31 protein-coding genes and 2 pseudogenes are annotated in these 21,272 nt (G+C 52.1%); 3 read left to right on the top strand and 30 right to left on the bottom strand.

The features are described from left to right. Positions 1 to 1,359: 1,359 nt before the first annotated feature. The 11 genes and pseudogenes from GLR48_RS26245 to GLR48_RS25565 form a co-directional block, all read right to left on the bottom strand. Positions 1,360 to 1,590, bottom strand: coding sequence for a phosphoribosyltransferase-like protein (locus GLR48_RS26245; protein WP_442915883.1), 231 nt, complete (start codon positions 1,588 to 1,590; stop codon positions 1,360 to 1,362). Between the two features lie 152 nt (positions 1,591 to 1,742). Then, on the bottom strand, positions 1,743 to 2,024 hold the full coding sequence (locus tag GLR48_RS25600; RefSeq protein WP_237067111.1) for a hypothetical protein: 282 nt from the start codon (positions 2,022 to 2,024) through the stop codon (positions 1,743 to 1,745). A 128-nt stretch (positions 2,025 to 2,152) separates the two neighbouring features. Continuing rightward, the gene (locus GLR48_RS26240; protein WP_442915885.1) at positions 2,153 to 2,398 is read right to left on the bottom strand and encodes a DNA cytosine methyltransferase; all 246 of its coding nucleotides are present in this window, start codon (positions 2,396 to 2,398) and stop codon (positions 2,153 to 2,155) included. Between the two features lie 383 nt (positions 2,399 to 2,781). Next, positions 2,782 to 3,324: pseudogene (locus GLR48_RS26235) on the bottom strand (DNA cytosine methyltransferase). 326 nt (positions 3,325 to 3,650) lie between these two features. After that, the gene (locus tag GLR48_RS25595; RefSeq protein WP_237064658.1) at positions 3,651 to 4,562 is read right to left on the bottom strand and encodes a hypothetical protein; all 912 of its coding nucleotides are present in this window, start codon (positions 4,560 to 4,562) and stop codon (positions 3,651 to 3,653) included. A 712-nt stretch (positions 4,563 to 5,274) separates the two neighbouring features. Next, positions 5,275 to 5,538 carry a hypothetical protein gene (locus GLR48_RS25590; protein WP_237067109.1) on the bottom strand — a complete coding sequence of 88 codons (264 nt, stop codon included), beginning with the start codon at positions 5,536 to 5,538 and terminating at the stop codon, positions 5,275 to 5,277. Positions 5,539 to 5,579: 41 nt separating this feature from the next. Then, on the bottom strand, positions 5,580 to 6,149 hold the full coding sequence (locus GLR48_RS25585) for a hypothetical protein (protein ID WP_237067107.1): 570 nt from the start codon (positions 6,147 to 6,149) through the stop codon (positions 5,580 to 5,582). Positions 6,150 to 6,526: 377 nt separating this feature from the next. After that, a complete protein-coding gene (locus tag GLR48_RS25580; protein ID WP_237067105.1) occupies positions 6,527 to 6,919 on the bottom strand; it encodes a hypothetical protein in 393 nt (130 codons plus the stop codon). 11 nt (positions 6,920 to 6,930) lie between these two features. Continuing rightward, positions 6,931 to 7,407 carry a hypothetical protein gene (locus GLR48_RS25575; RefSeq protein WP_237064623.1) on the bottom strand — a complete coding sequence of 159 codons (477 nt, stop codon included), beginning with the start codon at positions 7,405 to 7,407 and terminating at the stop codon, positions 6,931 to 6,933. 698 nt (positions 7,408 to 8,105) lie between these two features. Then, entirely contained in the window at positions 8,106 to 8,303 is a 198-nt protein-coding gene (locus GLR48_RS25570) for a hypothetical protein (protein ID WP_237067103.1), read from the bottom strand. Between the two features lie 406 nt (positions 8,304 to 8,709). Next, positions 8,710 to 8,937, bottom strand: coding sequence for a hypothetical protein (locus GLR48_RS25565; protein ID WP_237064625.1), 228 nt, complete (start codon positions 8,935 to 8,937; stop codon positions 8,710 to 8,712). A 407-nt stretch (positions 8,938 to 9,344) separates the two neighbouring features. Here GLR48_RS25565 and GLR48_RS25560 point away from each other — a divergent pair, with 407 nt between their 5' ends. Next, positions 9,345 to 9,755 (top strand): hypothetical protein, encoded by a 411-nt coding sequence (locus GLR48_RS25560; RefSeq protein WP_237067101.1) that lies wholly within the window; start codon positions 9,345 to 9,347, stop codon positions 9,753 to 9,755. 246 nt (positions 9,756 to 10,001) lie between these two features. Here GLR48_RS25560 and GLR48_RS25555 read toward each other — a convergent pair whose 3' ends face one another. The 14 genes and pseudogenes from GLR48_RS25555 to GLR48_RS25510 all read right to left on the bottom strand — a co-directional run bounded on the left by GLR48_RS25555 (position 10,002) and on the right by GLR48_RS25510 (position 16,469). Next, positions 10,002 to 11,315, bottom strand: coding sequence for a caspase family protein (locus GLR48_RS25555; RefSeq protein ID WP_272911747.1), 1,314 nt, complete (start codon positions 11,313 to 11,315; stop codon positions 10,002 to 10,004). After that, positions 11,285 to 11,536: a caspase family protein gene (locus GLR48_RS25910; RefSeq protein ID WP_272911746.1), complete on the bottom strand. Its 252-nt coding sequence runs from the start codon at positions 11,534 to 11,536 to the stop codon at positions 11,285 to 11,287. Before GLR48_RS25910 ends, GLR48_RS25555 begins: the two co-directional genes overlap by 31 nt. 71 nt (positions 11,537 to 11,607) lie before the next feature. Then, the gene (locus GLR48_RS25550) at positions 11,608 to 11,850 is read right to left on the bottom strand and encodes a hypothetical protein (RefSeq protein WP_237067099.1); all 243 of its coding nucleotides are present in this window, start codon (positions 11,848 to 11,850) and stop codon (positions 11,608 to 11,610) included. A gap of 13 nt (positions 11,851 to 11,863) precedes the next feature. After that, entirely contained in the window at positions 11,864 to 12,199 is a 336-nt protein-coding gene (locus tag GLR48_RS25545) for a hypothetical protein (RefSeq protein ID WP_237067097.1), read from the bottom strand. 534 nt (positions 12,200 to 12,733) lie between these two features. Further along, positions 12,734 to 12,895 (bottom strand): hypothetical protein, encoded by a 162-nt coding sequence (locus tag GLR48_RS26230; RefSeq protein WP_442915884.1) that lies wholly within the window; start codon positions 12,893 to 12,895, stop codon positions 12,734 to 12,736. A gap of 133 nt (positions 12,896 to 13,028) precedes the next feature. Beyond that, positions 13,029 to 13,367, bottom strand: a pseudogene (locus GLR48_RS26225) (MvaI/BcnI family restriction endonuclease); the annotation flags it as partial. A 40-nt stretch (positions 13,368 to 13,407) separates the two neighbouring features. Beyond that, on the bottom strand, positions 13,408 to 13,857 hold the full coding sequence (locus GLR48_RS25535) for a hypothetical protein (RefSeq protein ID WP_237067093.1): 450 nt from the start codon (positions 13,855 to 13,857) through the stop codon (positions 13,408 to 13,410). Between the two features lie 74 nt (positions 13,858 to 13,931). After that, the gene (locus GLR48_RS25530; protein WP_237067091.1) at positions 13,932 to 14,096 is read right to left on the bottom strand and encodes a hypothetical protein; all 165 of its coding nucleotides are present in this window, start codon (positions 14,094 to 14,096) and stop codon (positions 13,932 to 13,934) included. Positions 14,097 to 14,122: 26 nt separating this feature from the next. Further along, on the bottom strand, positions 14,123 to 14,479 hold the full coding sequence (locus GLR48_RS25525) for a very short patch repair endonuclease (RefSeq protein ID WP_237067090.1): 357 nt from the start codon (positions 14,477 to 14,479) through the stop codon (positions 14,123 to 14,125). Between the two features lie 31 nt (positions 14,480 to 14,510). Beyond that, positions 14,511 to 14,897, bottom strand: coding sequence for a DNA cytosine methyltransferase (locus tag GLR48_RS25520; RefSeq protein ID WP_237067088.1), 387 nt, complete (start codon positions 14,895 to 14,897; stop codon positions 14,511 to 14,513). Then, positions 14,894 to 15,088 (bottom strand): hypothetical protein, encoded by a 195-nt coding sequence (locus GLR48_RS25905; protein WP_336886680.1) that lies wholly within the window; start codon positions 15,086 to 15,088, stop codon positions 14,894 to 14,896. The genes GLR48_RS25520 and GLR48_RS25905 overlap by 4 nt, the downstream gene beginning before the upstream one ends. Positions 15,089 to 15,162: 74 nt before the next feature. After that, positions 15,163 to 15,732 carry a DNA (cytosine-5-)-methyltransferase gene (gene dcm, locus GLR48_RS25515; protein ID WP_272911745.1) on the bottom strand — a complete coding sequence of 190 codons (570 nt, stop codon included), beginning with the start codon at positions 15,730 to 15,732 and terminating at the stop codon, positions 15,163 to 15,165. A 301-nt stretch (positions 15,733 to 16,033) separates the two neighbouring features. Continuing rightward, positions 16,034 to 16,195 carry a type II toxin-antitoxin system RelE/ParE family toxin gene (locus GLR48_RS26220; protein WP_442915882.1) on the bottom strand — a complete coding sequence of 54 codons (162 nt, stop codon included), beginning with the start codon at positions 16,193 to 16,195 and terminating at the stop codon, positions 16,034 to 16,036. A 58-nt stretch (positions 16,196 to 16,253) separates the two neighbouring features. Then, positions 16,254 to 16,469, bottom strand: a complete 216-nt coding sequence (locus GLR48_RS25510; protein WP_237067086.1) for a hypothetical protein — start codon at positions 16,467 to 16,469, stop codon at positions 16,254 to 16,256. 170 nt (positions 16,470 to 16,639) lie between these two features. Here GLR48_RS25510 and GLR48_RS25505 point away from each other — a divergent pair, with 170 nt between their 5' ends. Both GLR48_RS25505 and GLR48_RS25500 read left to right on the top strand, forming a co-directional pair. Further along, positions 16,640 to 17,308 (top strand): ParA family protein, encoded by a 669-nt coding sequence (locus GLR48_RS25505; RefSeq protein ID WP_072858780.1) that lies wholly within the window; start codon positions 16,640 to 16,642, stop codon positions 17,306 to 17,308. 95 nt (positions 17,309 to 17,403) lie between these two features. After that, positions 17,404 to 17,595 (top strand): hypothetical protein, encoded by a 192-nt coding sequence (locus GLR48_RS25500; protein ID WP_237067084.1) that lies wholly within the window; start codon positions 17,404 to 17,406, stop codon positions 17,593 to 17,595. Positions 17,596 to 17,597: 2 nt separating this feature from the next. On the opposite strand, the gene GLR48_RS25495 is transcribed toward GLR48_RS25500, so the two are convergent. The 5 genes from GLR48_RS25495 to GLR48_RS25475 all read right to left on the bottom strand — a co-directional run. Further along, the gene (locus GLR48_RS25495) at positions 17,598 to 18,635 is read right to left on the bottom strand and encodes a replication initiator protein A (RefSeq protein ID WP_336886679.1); all 1,038 of its coding nucleotides are present in this window, start codon (positions 18,633 to 18,635) and stop codon (positions 17,598 to 17,600) included. Positions 18,636 to 18,929: 294 nt separating this feature from the next. Beyond that, positions 18,930 to 19,421, bottom strand: a complete 492-nt coding sequence (locus tag GLR48_RS25490; protein ID WP_237067083.1) for a hypothetical protein — start codon at positions 19,419 to 19,421, stop codon at positions 18,930 to 18,932. 93 nt (positions 19,422 to 19,514) lie between these two features. Further along, the gene (locus GLR48_RS25485) at positions 19,515 to 20,597 is read right to left on the bottom strand and encodes a type IV secretory system conjugative DNA transfer family protein (RefSeq protein ID WP_237067081.1); all 1,083 of its coding nucleotides are present in this window, start codon (positions 20,595 to 20,597) and stop codon (positions 19,515 to 19,517) included. Continuing rightward, positions 20,578 to 20,907, bottom strand: a complete 330-nt coding sequence (locus GLR48_RS25480) for a type IV secretory system conjugative DNA transfer family protein (protein WP_237067079.1) — start codon at positions 20,905 to 20,907, stop codon at positions 20,578 to 20,580. Before GLR48_RS25480 ends, GLR48_RS25485 begins: the two co-directional genes overlap by 20 nt. 49 nt (positions 20,908 to 20,956) lie before the next feature. Beyond that, on the bottom strand, positions 20,957 to 21,272 hold a 316-nt coding region (locus tag GLR48_RS25475), incomplete at its 5' end, for a hypothetical protein (protein ID WP_237067077.1).

Here is a 21,272-nt window from a genome sequence, read left to right as displayed (position 1 = left end):
GAACTCGGCAGATCTCAGCCGTCTATCAAATACGTCTCCTCACATAAGTCTTGAAACAACGTTCTTCGATTCTCGCCGCCTCGCAAAATCTTGATGATATCAACAAGCTCATATTCCCTCCCTCTTCAGTAAAAGGAGTTGTTTCACCAAATCCCTGAAGGCCCTTCAGCATTGAATACGGTCCTGCTCAAACTCTATATGATACTCTTTTATCGCGATTTCCCAGCAGAACTTCTCATTATCACGCTGCGAAAAATCGGAGTTCTAATTCGCCATTATCCCGCTCCAAATCCATCAAATCTTCAAATTGATCTATGGTGATAAAAATTAGTAGAGAATCGATCGGTATGAGTTCCACTGGACTTTAAAGCATCTGCAATGCTTCCAATTGGATCACCGGGCTTCGATCTTTGTAAAATTAAGGCTTTTACGGAAAGTCAGGAGAGATTATAATTTAAGAAAACTTTCGTACTGAAGAATTCTATTAGAGATTTACCTTCCCTCAGTGCATGAAATGTATCGACATTATCAAAGAACACCGAACCAGCACTTTTGAATCCTTTTTTGTTTCTCTTTCGAGGCGAAATTATTAAGCTTCGTTTTCCGAAATTTTCGGCGCCGATAAAATCGGCTAACTTAGCGCCGCGATCGGACCAGAGAAGCTCAATATTTTATCAAAAGATCGTCGACTATCCAGTAATTTAGATAGTCTCCAAAGAATAAACCTAATATATTCTTGTTGCTATCTACTTCTTCCAGATATTACAGTTCCACTATATGGCCGAATGGTTGTTCTAAAAGCACCACTTGACCGAAGAACTTGATACTTGCAGATAAAAACTTCGAGCAATGAACTGGTAATGGCCAAGGTTCAGAACTATTTTTATAAGCAATCAAAACTTCTGGTTTTAATAAATTCAGTAAGGCTGATTTTCGGAACCTTGCAGGCCAGTTAATACTACACTACCGAGGTTGGAACAGCTCATGCGTTTTTACTTTCACGGAAGTAAAACGGGACTAAAGATCTCTACAAACCTATCAGCTGGTATTTGATTCGGTATGATATAGATTGTTGAAAGGGATTAGTCATGGCGTCACCTCTAAAAGCTTCCCTTGATGTTCTCAAAAAAAGTGGTTCCCAGTATCCCGCTCGCCTGCGATGGATAAGAGGTATAGTATTATCCGGGCAATTTGTCGATGTAACAATGAAGCCACCAGTAGCTCCTTGCTGATTGACGCCCGTCAAAACCAAATGGCCCAAAATCTTGAGGAGATCCGGGGATAACTACCTTTGGATGGACGACGTTTGCAGTTTTCCTAATTGTTGGAAAATCCGGGTGTTCGCCATCTATTGCATTTTTAGTTATGAAACATTTTTTGAGGTATTTCAAGGACAGGACTAAAACTAAAGTTTCTATATTGTCTCTGTAACCTTAGTGCTAACTGGGCACCCGCGAGCAGGATATACATAGGACAGAACAAAACTTTTATATTCCGATCGACATTACACGCAAGCTTTAGAAAGGGCTCAACTTGCGAACCGCTGCCAACGAAATCTTCAAATAAAACTATGTGGCTTATGTTTTTCACCAAGATTCCGGACAATTTCGGTATCTATAAATTGCTGTCGCTGCCATGATTTACGATGAGCATACCATGTATATCGTGGCCTTCCGTGTAGATTATTTTTTCCCAAAAAGCTACGTAGCCCAAAACTGTCAGTAATCTCAGTGAGCAAAGTCCTATTTAATATTGATTTTTAAATCTGCATCTGCCGTTGTAGAGAATACATTTAATTTTTGATCGTTCATCAACCAAGATACTACGTGACGGCTGAATGCTGTTCGGTAAGCTGCATCAAGTTCATTGTCGCCAAAGAAAATTAGGTGACGCAATAGTACAAATAAAGATTTCTGGTCGTCATCAGTTTCTGCAGATCCAATCCATCGCGCCAACCGGAAGATAAAATCTCCATGACCACCATGTTTTGTGACGTCATATTCATTATAGAGCTCTCGTGACAAAAAACTCTATGTCCTTCTTAATATCACTTATGCCAATGGATCCGTCGTAGTCTTCTTGGCACCAAATCTGTAGTTTCCGTTGTAGTTCAATAGGTGTCATCTTTTTAAACCATTCATCACGTATATATTCAGCAATTTGTATGGAAAAACTTGGTGGTACGGCATTTCCGATCATTCTGAAGTTTACTTGATCTGAGCCGAAAGAATTTATAACTATCAGGAAAACTTTGTATGCGTGCTGCTTCACGCACAGTAAAACCTCGGTGTTGATCAGGATGTAAGAAATACCGTGGTTGCCCAAATCTCGTGTCAACTGTTGGCGATACATCATTCCAATGTGGGCGTCTATATTTTCCATTAAAAGTGTGCGTTATATCGATATAATCTTCGACACGCTTAGCATATCCTTTTTAATAAGACTATTTAAGATCTCGCTAGTATCTGATCCATATGACTTATCAATATAATAAGGCTCTACTGGATCGGCATCGCCGTTGCTCCGCCGGCGGTTTTGCCGCCGTAGTCTGGAAATGATCTCTAGTATTGATATCTCCGTATCATTAACTTGCCCGAATACTTCTGGTATATTCCATGTGTGAATTGAAGATATACCACACCTAACGTTTGATAATTTTTTGACCTTGAGAAATTCGCCGCGAAATCTTATAGTCATTACCCTCTTCTGAAAGGGGATAAATTTGACCATTTATAATATCTTCAGACCCTCTAAGAATGTCACTTAGCCTCTTGGGACTTTTTATGCTTTTAGGTTTAGGTTCAGTGGCTTCTCGTCTAAAACGGCGGTTATCAGGACTCTGGTCCGAGATTGAGCTATTCCAAAATCAGAGACGAGATAGGACTTGGACGTTACCTTGTAATCTGAACTTTCCAGCTTCGAGACGGTTTCTTCATAATGATATTTATTAGTGGGGCTAAGTAGGCCCTTAACGTTTTCAATCAATACCAACTTTTGGTTTGGCAAGACATGCGATTTCTGCGACGTTTAGCAGATGCTTGTTTCTTTCATCTGTTGGATCATTTTTTCCGGCGGTAGAAAAAACCCTGACAAGGTGGACCAGCTATTAATATGTCAGATTCAGATACCTTTTTGAATTACGTCGGCGTCTGGCTTGCTTAGGTCAGCTAACCTCACAGTTGCGCCTGTGTTTCTCTGAAGTGTTTCCAATGCATTTACGTCGTGATCAAATGAGCAATGCTGTTGAAATCCGGCTCGTTCGAAGCCTAAATCTAAACCGCCACAACCGCTGTATAAGCTGGCATATTTAATTTTTACTGGCACTTGTATGTCGGGTCCCGATCTGGATGTACTGAGCAAGACTCCTTGCTGTCGTATGGTTCATTCCTGTATCAAACCTGAAGGAGATCTGAGACCAGCTTTGGTGATAGTTAAGGTGCCAAGGTATGTTTGGCTATGCGAGCAGCTTATGTGCGTCTTCGAAAAGGTTTTTCGAGCTGGCCAATGCCGTTGTGGCTTTCGAAACCGGATGAAACGTACGCCGTATGAGTATGTTGGTCGGTAGCATGGTTTGATGAGGCCAAGGTGTCTAGGTTTTGTGAACGATCGTAGGGCGGGGATCCTTGATAAGTACTTGACGCTGAAGTTACCTATGCTTTTAGTGCTAGGATGGAAGTTGCGAATGTTGGTATACCCATTACATCAAGGCCGGGCGTCGAAACTCTTATAGATCCTGTGTTATTAGGCTCTTCATACTGAAACGTAGAGAGACTGGAGAACTTGAGGCCGCTTCCTGTAAGCTTGGTCTTCGCTTCCTGCACCAGAGTATCGCGATAACTGTCAATATCGTTCGAAACCACTCGGTTAACCAGTTGCAACACCCCACCAGTATGAAGCAGCCGTGATGCGAGTTCGAGCTGTCTTCTTTCGAGTGCTTCGCGGTTTTCACGATCAGAGTGAATACCAATCTCATTGTAGATTTTGGTCATGCTTCGGGCCTTGTGTACACCCATGAACCACATCGTTACTGCATCAAACGGACTTTGCTCTTCAAGCCAGATTTCGAACTGCGGATCACGAAGTAACATGTCTGCGTTAATAACAGAGATTTCGCTTGGAGCGGGTATACGTCCTTTTCGGACTTCTATACTAAATTGGCCGCTCAATTGCCGTTTAGATTTGAGGCGCTGATGTGCCATTGGGATTAACTCTAAGCCGAGTAGCTTTACTGCTCCCGAAATACAATCGGGGTTCTCATCAACGCCAACGATCGAGCTTTGTAAAGGTGGTAGTTCGGATTTTATAGCTTCAATCCCATGCCCGAGACCGCAACCTATATCAAAAACTTTTTTGATATTTCCAACCGAGACAAGATTGAGCGCTAGCTGATGATAGAGGCCTTGGGCCTTATATCGTTCCGCATTTTGGTTCCACCCACTAGCGTAACGCGCTTGAGCAACCTGAAGCTGCTTGTGCGGCGGTGCGGAGAGGATGGGACCATGACAGTCGTTGTGAAGATCACCGCTGCCGCAGGGACAGGGCTCATGTGGTTGAAAGTCCATCATACGCCCTAATCGACCCAATTAACCTTTGCTTTGAGGCATACTCATAAACCAGTCGTTTGGAAAAGTAAGTCATCAAACCGCTAAGCTCATCACGCCGCATGGAGTGGTCACCGCCCTCCCTGATGGTATCTTAACACACCTTAAGGGTATTTTTAAGGAGTCAGGCATGGGCCTGAACATGACTGCCCTCCTTCTTTTTGTCCCTGTGCAGCTGAACTATGCAAGCTTTTTGATATACGCTTGTACGGCCGGAAGTGGACTGTGCCCCACCGTACGTCGAAAGGCCGCTTCGAGCGCAAATGACCACATCCGGAGGTTGGTAGTTTTTATGTATTAAGGCTCTGCGCAAGTTTCGTGTCGCAAGCGAAAGGGCTGCACTCGTACGACGTAACCTTCACTGCCTAACATCCAATGAACAGGTTGTGCTAGTTACTGAGATTATCTGCAAATGGTACGAACGGCTACTTTAGGCAATGACACCTTGCCATAAACTGTCATTTTTTCCAGTGACAGAGACTGTGGGCGCAACCGGCCGAAAACCTGCCCGAGCTGAGGTAACTAGCTTCAGGGGCCTTGTTTTCAGCCTTGCGGCTTGCAGGCCGCACCAGCCTCTTGACGCAGGATCCTGTTCGTCTCCTAGTTTGCAGCGGCGAAGGCTGCTCCGAAGAACAGGCACCAGCTCAGTCGGACTTAATCGCAGACACGTCACTCAGAAGGGCAGGGTGACAGTGTTTAGCCATTGCAGTGCTGTCTCTACCACTTGGCCAATCTTCTCACCGACAAGAACCCCTGCGAGCTGAACAGTGACGCCGCCGACGACCGCGACACCGCCCGCTGAGCCAATCGTCGCCATGAAGCTGTCGACGGACTTGTCGAGTTTCTTGCCCATCCAGAAGAGGACTTTTTGCAGCCGTCCTGTTGCCTCGAGCACGACCTCTACGTCGGGCTTTTCGTTAGCTAGCTCTGCATCCATCTGGTCGATGGCATCGGTTGCTTCGATCTTCAGCTCGACCGTCAGTGCCGGTTGCTCTGGCGGTTGATTGTGCCCAATCCCGCCATGCGACGGCGGGTCTTGAGCAAGGAGCGCGCGCAGCTCGCTAGTTTGCGGCGCAATGCCACGCGTTCCTCGTGTTCAAACGGATCGCCAAAGGCGGGAACGACGCCGTTTTCTATCCGCCGCTGAATATCTTCTAAGGCCGGTGAAGGGGGCTCGTTATAGTGTTCGGCCATTGCCCCGTCGCGGGCGGCTATCTGATCAGGATGATTTGGACCTGGGGCCCATTCTATCGTGCCGTCTGATTGTACCTCTAGGACGGCTTCCTGAATAACCTCAAAGGGCACTATGTCGCTAAACTCGTCTTGGAGCTGTTCGTCGGCATCGTAGGGTCCGCCCCAAGGATAGCGATAGGGAGAGTCGCCAGGGTCTTCCTTGTCCGCGTAGGGCATCTCGTTCTGAGGGTCTTCAAACATGCCTCGAAACCAGTGGACCATATACTCGATCTGCTTCGTCCGAGCGAAGCGCTTGAGCCTAGACGAGGTAACGTAGTTCTCTGGATCGTCCGGTGAGTAATATCGGGCTGCCACGTCCTGTCTTTCGTTAAAGGTTCAGACTGCGTCGCTAATGTCACCGCATTGATGTAAGCGATGTACTTACCGCCTCGTACCGTTTCATCTCGACCACCGGCAGGACAAGAGCCTTTATACGCTTAAGGTAGTCAGCTCTCCTAGGGGCACGAGCAAATCCCAACATATCGCGCAGTAAACAGTCGTTTTTAGGAATTCCAATCAAAATCTTCAATCTCCCGCCAAGGATTCGCACTGAGTGCCACAAACGGTGGTTTCGGGCTCAGAGTAAGGCAGAGTGACCTAGAAGGAGGGATCACAAGACCAGCTTCGAGGGATCGACACCTGCGTCTTCTAGTCGTCGCCCGGCGGCAAGCTGCACCTCCGGATTGAACTCCTTACTGTGTTTTTAGGACCAGTGCCTCGCCGGTAAGCTCGGGGCAGCCATAGTCGATCAAGATCCTGAAGCCGTCTGTCGGGGTCTTGCTGGTCGCGAACCCGATCAGGGTCTCCTTTACGCCGACACGGGCGACCTTCTGGCGCGTCCGGGACAGCCTGATGGTCTTTCCTCGCTCCTCGCTGTGCATCTCCTCAAATGCGTGGATCGTCTTCCAGAAGTCGTGCTCGAGCGTGCCGGGCTCTTCTTTCGGAAGTATCTCCACCAAGCGCCGGAAGGCGGCTTCCTCTACATCGGTCGCGCTGAGCCTGCGGGCATTGGCTCTAAAGTTGCGGAGCTTGGCGGGGTCCGTAGTGGCCGCGATCGCGATCAGGACGTTCTTGTGATCAGCCATGGGGGTTCCGCTTACGATGCACGGACGATGACGGCTGCGACGGGAGGCTCCACAGCGAGGAGTGTGTAGCTCTTGATCGGCTCGCCGGTAACATACTCCCTGCGTGGAGTGCCCGCGTCGTCGAGAAGCGGCTCTGCGCCGACCGCCTTCTTGATGTACCAGCCTAGGTACATGTTGAGCGGCATCTTTCCGGGCGCCTTGTCAGCATAGGCGTCCACGCCGATCACCTCCTCGTAGAGAGCCCGAATGTTTGGGATGGCCATCATCGCGCGAAAGACAGTGAGCGTGAAATGCTCGTCCGCTTTTCCCGCGTCACGGATCTCGCGGGCTACGGTCTGCGCCATCTCGTAGAGGGCCGTGGTGTTGTCGATCTCCCGCCGCCGATCAGCCGGTAGGTGTTCGTAGACGGCGCGTTCCAGCGCGCGCTGCATGAAGGCGGAGGGATCGATCCCAGCTTCGGAGGATAGCGACTTGATGAGGTCGGCCACATCGCTCCGGAGGCGTAAGGAAATTCGGGTTGTACTATCAGTCATAATTTACAAACTCCACCAGTGTATGACTGCTGATATACAGGGGAAGTCTGCTGAGTCAACAGGTGAATGACACCTGTTAAAAGTCTTGGCCTACATCAGACCCAATCCACATTTGTCTTGGATTGGCGCTGTTCGAGCAGCCTGCAGAGGAAGGCTTAAGCCAACGCGACCGACCTCTACGCCGCCTGCTGTAAGCCTTAACGTACCCGACTTTTTCAACGCCGTTCTAATCCGTACTCATGAACTCGGGGGCCACGCCTCTCGGGCATCCTCATTGACCAAGCGGATGACCGACCGCACTGAAAACGTCTGTAAAATCGAGCTTCCGCAGACATGTACGGCACATGGTGGTCGCCGTCTTGTAACGTTTTTACGCCGGTCTCGATTGTGGCGTTGCGGTAAGTCAGATCGTGACCCTTGCGGTTCAGGACAGGGACGAAGGGCGTTACTTCCCGCGTTAAGGGGGTAAGCCAGAAACGGTGGTTTTTGGAACGTGGTGAATGGCGGTTCTGAGCCCAAACTTCCGACACTTACTTGCACCTCTAATGTCGGCTTCTAGTTCAGGAATAATCTAAATGGTTTGCCGGACGAAAACAGTGCTCAAAAACCCTTCAACAAAGGGTTGTTAGCACAAACCACGATAGCGAGTACGTTTATGCTAGCGTAAGATCATAGGGGAACATTCGAGAAATTTTGCGTTGCCACCATTCCAGCGTAGGTTTTTCACCGGAAACAAGATCAACTTCTTTTAGAAATTCCCACCAAAGGTTCGGCAGATCATGAAGATCATTGTAAAGGATGCTGGTTTTACTTTCATGTAACTTTAAGATGACAAAGCCGAGGCGGGTCATGCTCGCTGGCCGCGTCATATCTGAAATTGAGTTCTCCATTTTTTCCAGCGACGTTCCTTGTGCTTACCGTGCTTCGTCGTATTAGCAACGTCTACACAGAGACCCTGATGAGGTATTTTCGCGTCTACCAAATCAGTAAAGTCCTGTTCCTTTACCCTGAACTTTTTCTTGCGTTCTTGTTGCATCCATCGTGTTCTCGCCCAGTTTTCCAAAGAAGACGCTGAAATACATGCATTGAGTGCTAAGTAAGCGAGCGGCTCATGTTCTTCCGGAAATGATCGTTGGACGTCTCCGAAAGCATCCACATCCCAATACATTTTAGACCATGCTGCGCGGATGTCCCCGATGATGAGCGTATGGAGCGCCGGTAGTTTCTCAGATTTTTCAGGCCTGTTTCTCATAGTATTTATTCAACCTTCAAAATTTCTCTCAAGGCTGATTTTGCTCCACTATGATGATCGCCTTCTAGAAACTCTGTTGTCGAATAAGTCCTTTTTCCCGTATTCTGAGCCAAACCTTTAACTGTGACGTAGTCCCAATGGTGCGTGACCACACTTTTTTCTGCATCAAAGTTCCACCAGTCCTCGTATTGTCCTAGGTGTCCCTTTGTAACTTCGTAAAACTGTTTGCTCATTCATCTGTCCTTATAAAATAATGATAGTCGCTTTCGTCCTTTATAATCGGCTTTGTGGGACGCTGCGATAAGTGTCCAGTTTAGGTCAGAAATATGATACGCGAAAGGTAACTTTATCCGGCACTGCCGTCATTCAGACGTGTGCCAAAAACCCTCGTTTTTGGCACACGCATCCCCTGCCCTGTTTTTAGCTGCCACAAACCCGCTTCAAAAGCCGAACAGTAGATACACGTTTTTGAACTGCACCGGCTTACCCATCCATGCAAGCTTTTTGATATTAGCTCGCATGGCGACCGATGGGGCTGAGCTATATAAAACAGGGGTTTCATGGGTTCTTCGCGCTTCACCTCTTCCGGTATGCACGCTTTCCCGCTATAATGGGTGCGTAGCCTGCAAGGATTGGCCCCATGACACCCCCTCCGAAACCGGCACGGAACCGCGGCAAGGTGGTGGGCAAGAAACCCCCGCTCACCCCTGACGAGGTCAGCCTGATCCGGCTCTTGCTGCGGCAGGACAGCCGGACGCAAGCTGCGGCGGTCCGTGACTGGCGCTGTTTAACGTGGCCACTGGATACCTGCTTCCGGGGCTCCGACTTGGTGCGGCTGCGGGTCGCCGATGTGGCCACCCCGCTCGGGGTGCGCGAGATTGTCGAGATCCGGCAGAAGAAGACCGAGACCCGGAATGCCCGCCCCGTGCAAGCGCGGCTGTCGGCGGTGACGCGCGACAGCCTGCGCGTCTACAGCCGCCAGCGAGCGGCCGCTGCACAGCTGGCTGTTCACCGGACAGGGCGTGCGCTGGTCGCATTCACACCTGAGTGAAAGCCAGCTCTGGCGGCTGTTCAAAGGCTGGCTGATACGGGCTCGGCTCGATCCCGCGCTCTACGGGCTGCACTCCCTGCGCCGCACCTTCCCGACCTATATCCACCAGCAGACCGGCAACCTACGGGCTGCCCAGCTCCCTGCTGGGCCACGTCAGCATCGAGAGCACGAAAGAATACATCGGCACCGAACAGGCCGAGGCCCTCGACATCGCCCGCAAATACCATCTCTGATGATCGCGCAGACCTATCTGGCGAAACGCAATCCAGTGAAGAACTGGGCGTGGCTGGAAGAGTCGAACACAGCAGCGTAGGTTAGCTTGATTGCGGGCCTAATCATCTTTTGATGCTCCATCCGTGCGGGATGAGGGATTACATCGTCTTCATCAACAGATGCAGGGGTGTAGGTCACATTCAGCAGGCGCTGAGGGACGACAAGTTCGTGGGAAAGGTTTGCGTTCAGTCTCTCAATGATAGTTTTAGAGTATAACGGTATACCATCGAGGTCATCCCAATCGCTTTCCGGACGCTGAAATAAATCCAGTCCGCCTATAAATACTGATTCAACAAGATAGCCTTTCTTTTTTTTTCTTGTTGGAACGGTAACGTCCAGTACGTGCCCACGACCAGGTAGTTGGATGAAGTTTGCGCCCGCAGCCGATAGTGTGTCCGCAATAAATTCAAAACTCGCCTTAAGTTCGGGTATTTTTTGTAAGTCAAATACTTCGTCAAAATATTTACTTTTGATCTTGGGGCGGAGGTTACCTGTCGAGTCAAAAAATATCTCGAATAGCATCCCGTCTAACAACGCCTTCCGCTTCAATTTGCCAAACTGTGCAGTGCGCGATTTGAAGTCTTCGATAAAAACGTCAGCGGCTCCAGATGATCCACAAGCGGCTTGATATATATTTCGACCAAGGACGAATAGGTTGTTAATACTCATCGGCTTAACGCTTTTTTCATCAAGCTTCAGTAATGCCGGATTTTGAACATACCAATTATAGCTCTTCAAACCTTCTATAATTTTATGTGACAACTTAGAGTTGTCGAGGCCAAACAGGCCATCTGCAAGAGCGGTTTCGTCATATTCCTTAACTATTTTGTCGATACCTAGATTGAAATAGAACTCACCGGCTAAGGATGTGTGTTCCCATGTAGTCTGCTTACCTTGGCTGGCGGCGGCGACGGTGTTTCTTACCCGCTTGAACATTGTCTCGATGGGGCAGTCTTTTGTGTCAATGTGCTGCAACAGAGCCTCAGTATAAGTGCCATTCCGTCCGACCCCATCAGCAGCGGTTTCACCGGGGGACGTTGCAAATCCTATGATCGTGCCTTTCGGGGCATAAACAGACGCAAGGCCGCGCATGGCTATATCCCGATGCCACGCCCTCTTCCAAGGATTGTTTCGGCACGCATCCAACACAATAATCTTGGTTAATGCCTTGGATTTTGCCAATACCTCTACAACCTTATCCAAGGAGAGTGAGCTGTATTTTGCATCAATCTCTGAAGAGTCGTCTGTGTCGATGGCTAGCAAATAATTGCTACCATCAATTTGCATACCATGACCGGCGAAAAAAACATTCCGACATCATGGGTTTTGAGAAGATCACCAAATTCTTTAAGCTTTTTTTCCATGGCCGCTTTTGAGCAGTCTGTCCCGAGTATCACCTCAAAGTCGTAGGACTTTAGTTTTTCACTTATGTCCAAAGCGTCGTTGACAGGATTTTCGAGTTCGCCACCTGCGGGATACTCCGCATTCCCTAAAACCAGAGCTGCCATTTTTTCTTTTCAACTTAAATCTCCCTTGCCGACGCACATACTTGCGTTCTCAAATGTTCATAACCGTTCCGCTACTCGTAATTTTTTGAATCTCCACCCAGTCCGCGCGTCGTGCGCCCGGTTGTTCCGGCATGGAATTTTGGAAATAAGTGGCTCAGTCGGTAACCATGAGATGCACCGGGTAAGCGATCCATCCGCTCATAGCTTTCCACGGTAACAAGACCGTTGATGTTCAGAATCCCAAGAGCGCGCTTAATGCGCTTAATCGGGACACCCGCATAGTCGCTGATTTGATCGTAGGTGATCCGGGTCACGTTCTGTTTAGTGTCACGCCGCGCCGCGAGCGCTGAGATAGATTTTCACGGCATCCAGCTCTGCCACCTTACGAAGATAGAAGTCTTCGAACATCGGCATAGCTCCATTGCCATCGTATAAAGGTTTCGCAGGCAGCGCGGCCCAAGGACGCCCCTTGCCGTAGTTTGTGAGTTGGAATGTGCTGCGCCCGTTAGCTTCGCGTATCACCAAATTACGTGCTGCCAGAATTTCGAGACCATCGGCAATCTTGGTGCGGCTTACGCCAGTTGCGGCAAACAGGTCGTTGTATGTCGCGCGAGCGATGCCCTCTTCCAGATCAGCGCGATGCGCGATTGCCATCAGAACCATGAGAGCTGCTGTTTCCGGATGCCCCGGCCTCGGCACGCCACTTGAAGGCTGAAAGCCCGCCTTCTTCCATCCAAGCAGACGGCAGCTTTACCCACTGACGCATGTTCATTTGCGACGTTCCTTCGTGATGGCGTGAAGGACTACGTGCAGCGCAAATCCGGCTACACCTACAGCACTAATTCCAAGGAGAAGCGCGAGGATGATCGGGGGTGCTGAGAGCAGCGAGGAGAGAACGTCATCAGAGGGGCATGTGGGTAATCCTTGGTTTGAACTTTTTGCGTCGATTATGTCCAAAAATACGATGCCCGTTATTTTCTATCTAGATAGACTTCTCTGAAGTATTCTAAATTATACAAAAAAACACTATATTTTTCAAAGTACTATATGATAAATAACTATCTTTGTAAGAACCTATTTCAGTCCATAAGCTGAACTCTATAGACTGAAATGGCGGAAATCTGCGATGTCGCGGTGCAGACTTGCCCACAATGCGTTCAGCCGACCTCATTCATGTGGAGCATAGTATTGCGGTCATTATGTTATCGCCACCTCCTCAGCCCCCCTGTATAATGCGTTCAAGTCAGCGTGCCGGACTCGAAACTGGCTCCGGCGCTTGATCAGCGGCTTTGCTGATCCCGCAGCTTCCATCTTGATGCCCGGATCGTAGTAAACGCTTCCGGCTGAAACCGCCGCCAGCAGGAGGGAGCACGTCAGTTCCTTCGCACAACTGGACTACACCTCCATAGCTGTACTCCGGCGGTGGGAACTGCATGAGAGACGGCACATAGACGGCCTTGGCGTGCTTGCGGTTCCAGTGGGCCATAATGCCCCGGAACCCCCATGAAGCTGCGACAGTGTTGTCGCGGTCCAGCAGGACAATCCCGCCGTCGAAATCTGTGATCTTCCCCGTTGCCGCGTCGAACCCGTCAAGGCGCAGCATGAGGCCGGTGTCTGCGTGGAAATCACGGCTGGCGGTGTAGATCCCGCCGAAATTGATACGGTCTGCCTTGCCCGACTTATCGGCATAGCCATAGCGGTTCAGAAACGCCGCGACACCCTCATCCCGGTACAGCCCGCCGGTTGGTTCCGGCGTCATCAGGGTCACAGCGCCTTTTGCACGGTAGCTGGTAAAGTCGTTTACCCCGTATTGCTTGACCTCCCAGCCCATAAAGTCCGGATCCGCATAGCCGTTCGGAGCGATGCCCAGCTCAGCTTCCAGCGTATAGCCGCCGCCGTTGCGGGCGCTGTAGGGGGGCCGGCACCCCTGCCCTGCCCATCTTCTGCGATGCGATCCAGCCTTTGGCGTGAATCCGCCGGAGCGCGGCGAGCAGTGCTTCCTTCGGGTCGGTGCCATCTTGGCGCAGTTTTTCCAGATCGTGAAAGACGCCGGTCGTTTCGAGACCGGACGCTGCTGCGTCAAAGGTGTGGGCAACGGGATCGTCAGCTGCAACGACATGACCCAGAACCCGGCCATCGGCACAGATCCCCAAAAACAGCACTCTGCCTTCGTCGCGCGACCTCATCAGCACGACTGGTGCACGTTTCGCTCCGCGCAAAAAGCCGGACATCCGCACCTCGGGATATTTCGGATACAGGATTAGCTGCGCATCGGGTGCGGGCGTCGGGCCGTCAGCATCGAGCCAGAAGAAACGAACCATGGCTTTGGCCCTGTCTCGGACGCTGCCCGCGCGGTCACTGTCGTCACCCTCGACCGGACCATGCGGAATGATGTTCAGGGCGCCAAATCCGCCGCCCAGATAAACCTGATTTTTGAGTTGTCATTCGGAGCAATTCGCTTGGCGTAGAAACGTACCGCCCCATGGGCAGCCATCTGGTCAAGCAGGCGGGTGAGCGGCGTTATCAATCCATTGGCCTTCAATGCAGAATTCATCTGCATCAGAGGACAGCCAGTGCGCTATTGAGTCAATGACATGACCGGGTGACAGACGCCCCCTGCCCTTCCAGAGCACATTCCCAGACAACGCCACATCGCCAGCCGGCGGCCCGGGCAGCTGTCCATGTGGCAGCGTCCCGTTCCTGATTGCGGCCGATCTTGGCCCGCCAGAAGTCCTCACGGCTCTTAGGCCAGTGAAACAGCGGGCAGCTGTGCCCGTGCCAGAAGCAGCCGTGGACCCAGAGCAGCGCATGATATTTAGGAAAGACCAGATCCGGCCTGCCGGGGAGGTCACGGCCCTGCAGTCTGAATCTGAACCCCTGTGCGTGCAGTCCTTTGCGGATGATCAGCTCAGGTTTTGTATCGCGGCTGCGGATGGCCGCCATATTGCGACTCCGGGTTGCGGGGTCATGGACATCAGCCAACTTTGCGCAGGTCCTGCCCTTCGGTCAGCGACAGAATGTGCGGCCGCATCAGGCGGGCCACCTCGGCAAAAACCGGCACTGCAACCGAATTGCCGAACTGTTTGTAAGCCTGTGTGTCCGAGACCGGGATCCGGAAGCTGTCGTCATAGCCCATCAGGCGTGCGCATTCCCGCGGTGTCAGACGGCGCGGGTTCTGGCCCGGGCCACGGCTGACGAGGATCTCAGAGCCGTCCTTGTAGTAGCGTGCAGACAGTGTCCGCGAGATGCTGTCAGGCGTCACCAGACCGAACCCGAAACCGTTGCCGGCCGCTTTGTGCTTGGCCGCGTATCCCTGCAGGTACTGCCAGAGCTTGTCGCTGAGCGTATATTTGTCGCTCACCTTTGCATCGGACCTACCGTGAAGTGACTTTCAGGCACTTCAGTCCCGGTTTCAGGATGCAGAACGTCGCGCATACCGCGCCCCGCCCTGCCAGCCAGAACAAGATCATCGAAGGAAAAGCCGGTCTTTTCGCGGAAACCTACCATAACGATCCGTTCGCGGTGCTGAGGTACGAAGTTCGCTGCATCGATGATCCGGGTATGCAGCGTATAACCCAGCTCCTCCAGTCAGCTTGCGTTTGATCACATCAAACGTGCGGCCCTTGTCATGGCTTTTTGAGGTTCTTGACGTTCTCCAGCAGGAACGCTGCCGGCCGGTGGTGCATCAGAACACGCAGCACGTCGAAGAACAACGTGCCCTGGGTTTCATCCTGAAATCCGTGCAGCCGGCCTAAAGCATTCTTCTTGGAGACGCCCGCGATGGAAAATGGCTGACAGGGAAAACCTGCAACCAGAACGTCGTGCTCGGGGATGTCAGCGGCGTCCACCTCACGGATGTCACCCGCGATCGGCCGGTTGTCCGGGAAGTTGGCGTGATAGGTCTTCTGGGCAAAGGCATCCCATTCCGATGTGTAAACACAACGCCCGCCCGCACTGGCCATCGCTTTGCGCAATCCGCCGATTCCGGCGAAGAGATCGATGAAGGTGAAGGCTCCTTCAGGTTGTGCGCCCTTGTGCGTATCGATATGCATACGCAGCAGATTGATGACACCGTCCCGCGGCACTTCTTCGCCCCGTTTCCACCGGTAGACGTGGCCTTCAGAGTATCCGAGCACCTTAGCAGCCTCAGCCACACTCCAGCCTGTCTGCTGAACCAGCATTTCAAATTCGGTCATATGGTAAACGCTCCCAGTGCCCAGACATCTGGGAATATTTCTGACACTGTGTCGTGATACCTCCCAAAATACAAGAACATTGTAAAAACAGAGCTGCTATATGTAGTAACTTTCGCCGCTGCAGGGCATCACAAACCATCAGACCTGTGATGCTGAGACTATGACAGCCTCGCTTTTAGCCGCCGCAGAAAATCCATGCGTTCGTGCAAAATGGCAATTATGACCGGACGGCTCTCGCTCAGCCAGACGATGTAATGATGCTGGCATTGGTGAACACGGACGCCGTCTGGCAACTGGTCATTTAGCTTTGGAGCGCACCCGGGCCATTATTTAAGGCTTCGCAACATGCCTCTATCTGATTGAAGTACATCTCAGCCTGATCAAAGCCCCACTTGCGATAGGTATCATGCCAGATGTCGCGCAAATCTTCCTCTGCCGCTAATGTAAGGTCGTATGACTGCATAGCTGCAGTTATAGCCCCGCCTGCTTGTGTGCGTCCCGCCGAATGTCCGCTATGGACTTCACGGAAAGCTCGCCGCGCCGGGCTTGCTCAATCCGCGGCTTAAGGAAATTGGCGGGGCTATGACCGCACGGGCCTCGCTCATGTCGTCCAGAGAAGGCGTGTCCCCAAGTGTCCGGCTCAATACATATTCTTTGATGCTTTCGCCTTTCAGCGCAGCAATGGCTTTCAGCTTTTGATGCTGCTCGGGCGTAATGTCGATTGAGAGTCTGGGCATGAGATCGAACTAGCACGTTCTGCCACACAAAACAACATTTGTGTGGCTTGCTTCCACCCCCTCCAGAGTCTACCTATTATCTGGTATCTTTACTTATCCGGTAATCTTATATATCCAATTAATCAATATATCCGGTTACTTAAAATATCGGATAAAATAAGGGAGAAGTTATGCCCACAGTTGTCATCGCTTCGCCAAAAGGTGGGGCCGGAAAGTCCACTACGGCTGTCCTTTTGGGAACCGAACTTGCCCATGCAGGTGCAAATGTTGTCATGCTGGACTGCGACCCAAACCAGTCCCTGACTTTGTGGTCTGACAAAGGTCCAGTACCTGAACGGATCACCGTTCTGTCGAACGTCAGCGAGTCCGACATCGTGAAAACAATCAAGCGTCATGACACAGACGGCCAGATCGTCATTGTTGACCTTGAAGGGGTAGCCTCCCGCTTAGTCTCGCGCGCAATATCTCAGGCTGATCTGGTCATTACCCCCATGCGAGCCACCACCTTGGACGCAACGATTGGTGTACGAGCTTTACAGCTTATTGCGGAAGAGGAGGAAGCACTGGACCGGAAAATTCCTCACGCTGTCGTCTTTACTATGACGAAGGCCATTAAGTCCAAGCAGCACAGTGGGATTGCGGGCTCACTAACCGAGCAGGGCGTGGATCTGATTAATCCCCCTCTGATGGAGCGCGCTGCCTTTTCTGCGCTTTTTGAGTTTGGCGGCGATCTGCATAGTATGCCCGCGCAAGGTAATATGGATAGAGCCATCGAGAATGCCGCGCAGTTTGCGCAAGCTGTATATCAACGACTAGCCGGTGAGGTGGAAAATGACTGAGAAGCCCTTCAATATCGACCTTGGCCGCCTGAAGACGCGCGAAAAAGACAGAAGCGCACAAGCTGTAGAGAAGACGGATAAGGCAGGAGAAACCCTTGGTTTTTGTTGCACGGGAGCCCCAAAAGAAGCGCGGTCGCAAACCAAGCCCCCGCACTGATCAGGTTCATGCCAAAGTAATGCCTGGTATTTCAGAAGAGATTGCCAACGAAGCAAGGCGTCGGGGCGTTCAGCAAGGGGTCATCATCGAAGATGCGTGGGCCATGTATAAAAACAAATCCGGTATCTAAAATTATCCGGTATTTTTTCTATTCTGCACCCATTTTCTGCAAAATCCCAGAAATGCTGCTTCGGGATTGCGGGGCGTCTCAGGTAACCATTTTCGCCACTCCCGCTCCAGATAATAGACGTCATGGCCAGACACGAGCATACGTGCAGTCTCGTAGACATCCGGATCAAGCTGCGGCGCTGTCGCCTGTGGCAACACCAATTTGACGCTCTGCCTGTTCGAAAAAACGACCATGTCATCCTGCTCGTCCAGTTCAATGGAATAATCAGGCATATGGTCATGTGACCGGTCTTCCAGGACAATATTCATGACCAAACGTCGAAACTCTCGAAGCGTGGAGTTCGACCCGCATTTTTTCTGAAGTAACAGCAGACTAACCCGCCATTGTTTCTGTGCACCACAGTGTTTGCGCGCAATTTCATAAATGCGCCGTTCCAGTGGCTTACGGAGGCGGAAGTAGTCTCGATGGAGGGTCAAGACCTCCTTTGACTGGATAGCATTAAATACCCAATCAGATAGCTTAACCTCCACTTCCTGCATCCGCCCATCACGTGTTTCACGCACGATCTCGGCACTTTCGATCAATCCAAAAGTTCTAAATACTTCCTGACCGCCCGTCACAATGTTTGTACTGATCCGGGTTCCGGCAAGCCTTTCTAAGGCAGCCTTCAATTGAGCATATCCAGATCCAGCTGTGTTACGATTGGTCGCAACCAGCATATCGAATGCACGAAAACGAACTGCTGGAGAGACCTTTTTACCATCGTTGATAGCAGTCATAAGTTGACTGATGCAGTAAATCAAAATGTCCCTGTCATGTACGGTTGCAAGTCCGTCTACTGAAGGCTTGATCGCAATCTTTATGCCATTGTGTTCATACTCACGGACACGAGTGTCCGGTTTTGGTCGAAAGCGAAAAGATCGGATGCTCCATTGAAGCCATATCAGCTTTAGGAACGGCATCAAAAATATCGCAAACGAAAAAATCCCCTTGAGGGTGCCTGTCTGGCAAAAGAGGGGAGCGGTTGACCGCACTCTCATCAGGCAAAACTGGATCCTTTCGTACTTTCACACACACTAAAGTTCAAAAAGCTCAAAGTCACCACGATTCGTACTTTCACACACGCTGACCGACCTTTCGTACTTTCACACACAGTTCTTCGTACTTTCACACACGTTCTTTCGTACTTTTACACACGCACGCCCTAAAAAGATCTCAACAAAATCAAAATCTTACACGCGATATTTTTTGCTTAACACAGAGTCTAACACCTATTTAACACCCTCTTCGTTTTAGCAGCCTGTGGATAAGTCTCTTCCCCAACCGCATTTCGCTCAACTTCGGTGAAAGAACACGCATGCGTAGGAGCTTGCACTGGTCTCCGTCAAGGTCCCGCCGAGAACACCGCAGCCAGACGGAAACTGGGGGATGAAGCGTGGCACCGGCAGCGTCATGACCATCGCAAAGACACCGACAGTGAATGTCATCGAGGGCAGCTTTGCTTTGAAAGCATCAATACGCCGTTCGCGCTCCGTGAGGGTCTTGCGGTCCCGGTCCCGGTCGTCATCCTTCTGCTTCAGGACAGTTATCGTCTGCCGGGTCTGACGATCGAGATCACTGATCGTCCCTTTCAGGTCCGCGAGGGAACGTTCAATCAGCTTCAGAGCCACTTCACCAACGATCTGTCCGTAGAACTCCGGATCGGTTTGCCTTTGCGCCGCGAAGGCCGCCTGGCGGGCTTCCGTCGTGGTCTTGTTCAGCCGGTCCAGCGCATCCGTCTGGGCGTCTACGCGGTCAGAAACCGAGGCCACGACGGTGCCGATCATATCCAGCGTTTCGCGCAGCTCGTCGTCAGAGAGGGCAGGGGGGTCTGGTTTGTCATCGGGTGGGGTCTTTCAAAACAAGGCGGGTGAATGCGGTCATGCGGCTTCCGCCACGAACAATCCGGCAAACTCAGGATCAGCGTAGTACCGCAGTTTCTGCACCACGGCGGGCGGCTGGCCTTGGATGCGGAGGAGCTGCACAGTGGGTGGCATCTGCATGATCTCGTCAGGGGTCAGCAGATCCCGGCCGGTGACATTGTGCGAGGTGGACGGGTCCTCACCGAGCTTCGTGCTTTGGGTCTGATACCCGGTGGTGGCCTGACCCATGGTCTGGCTCAGCCATTTCGCGGTCTCAAAGTCGTTGACACCGAAGACCTGCTGCACCCCGGCGTTGGCGATGAAGGTATTGGCCCGGGCCCCGTAAAGATCCTTCAGCTGACTCATATCCTGCAGGATCGGCCAGAGCTGCAACCCGTAGCCCGCCATCAGCCCCATGGCCCGCTCCACGGCCTCCAGACGCCCCAGCGCCGCAAACTCGTCCAGCAAAAACAGGGTGGGCGTTGTGGGGGCCAGGGGAGGGGCCTGAGGGATCCGCAGCAGCCCTGCGGTCCCAGAGAGCCCCGTCACGCTGTCTGGTGCGTCAGAGGCACCCTCAGAGGCACCCTCAGAGGCTGTCTGTGCCTCTGAGGGCTCTGTACCCGCCTTGAGGAGGGGAACGGCGGTACGTGAGGTTGTACGCCCCGCTGTGGCGGCCGCAAGATCTCCCTGAGGCCCGGAGACCGCCTCTGCGTCCCGAGCGATCTCCTGCAGAGCACGGGTGACCAGCAGGCGCAGCCAGCGCGCGTAGGCATCGAGGCGGTTCGGAGGCAGCACGAGGAAGACCGAGGCGATCCGGTGGCGCAGTTCCGCGAAGTGAAAGTCGGACCGGGACGTCACGCTGATAATCCGCGGGCTGTCGAGGAAGTGCGTGTGGCGCTGCGTTGTCGAGACCACTGACGCCGCTTCGCGCTCTGCCTTGCCGAGGTGCCGGTTGGCCGCCCGTGCGATCAGACCGCCTGCTGCGGTGCTCTCCTGCATCAGCTCCATCAGCTTAGTGAAGTTTTCTGCTGACAAGGTCAGGTACTCCCGGACCGTGGCGAGACACCGGCGCTCCGCCTCCTCATGGGAGACACAGAACATGATCCAGCCCGCCGATCAGAGCTTTGGCCTCTTCGTTCCAGTGAGAGTCCCCGCCCTGACCCGCCGCATCTATCACCAGCGCATCCGCCAGAGAGCTCGCATCATCGCCCAGATCGAGGCTGTCAGCCGACAACCGGTCGAAGCGGGTTGTAGGATGCCGACGCCATGCCCGTAACCCCGAACGGATCAGGATGAACACATCGCCGAACGCTTCCCTTACCGCCCCCGCGATGCGTGCGTTCTCGCCCTTGGGGTCAATCACCAGCACGGAGCGCTCCACCAGCAGCAGGTTCGGCAGAACGCTGCTCACACCCTTGCCCGAGCGTGTTGGCGCGAAGGTCAGCAGATGGGCCGGTCCGTCATAGCGTAAGCAGCCGGCCGGTGTTGGGATTGCGCCCAACGATCAGCCCGGTGCCGCCCTCCATTCGCGCAAGATCTTTCTTGTCGGCAAACCGCGCAGAGCCGTGACTGTCGCCACGCCCGCGCCGGAGGCGGGCGGCGATGCCGGTACTACTCCGTCCAGAGCCAGACGGCGACGCACCAGCACGCGACGTAAACAACGAGAGCGCCGGCCCAGCCCAAAAGCGTTGTCGGATCATCGAAGGCGTCCAGCCCAGCACAGCGCCCCGAAAGATCCTGAGCGCAAACAAACCCACCAGTGCGCCAGCAGCAGGC

Origin of the sequence: Loktanella sp. M215, assembly GCF_021735925.1 — a bacterium.
In the GTDB taxonomy this organism is placed as follows: Bacteria; Pseudomonadota; Alphaproteobacteria; order Rhodobacterales; family Rhodobacteraceae; genus Loktanella.
Note: the sequence above shows the minus strand (reverse complement) of the source record. Positions and strands in the feature narration are given on the sequence as shown.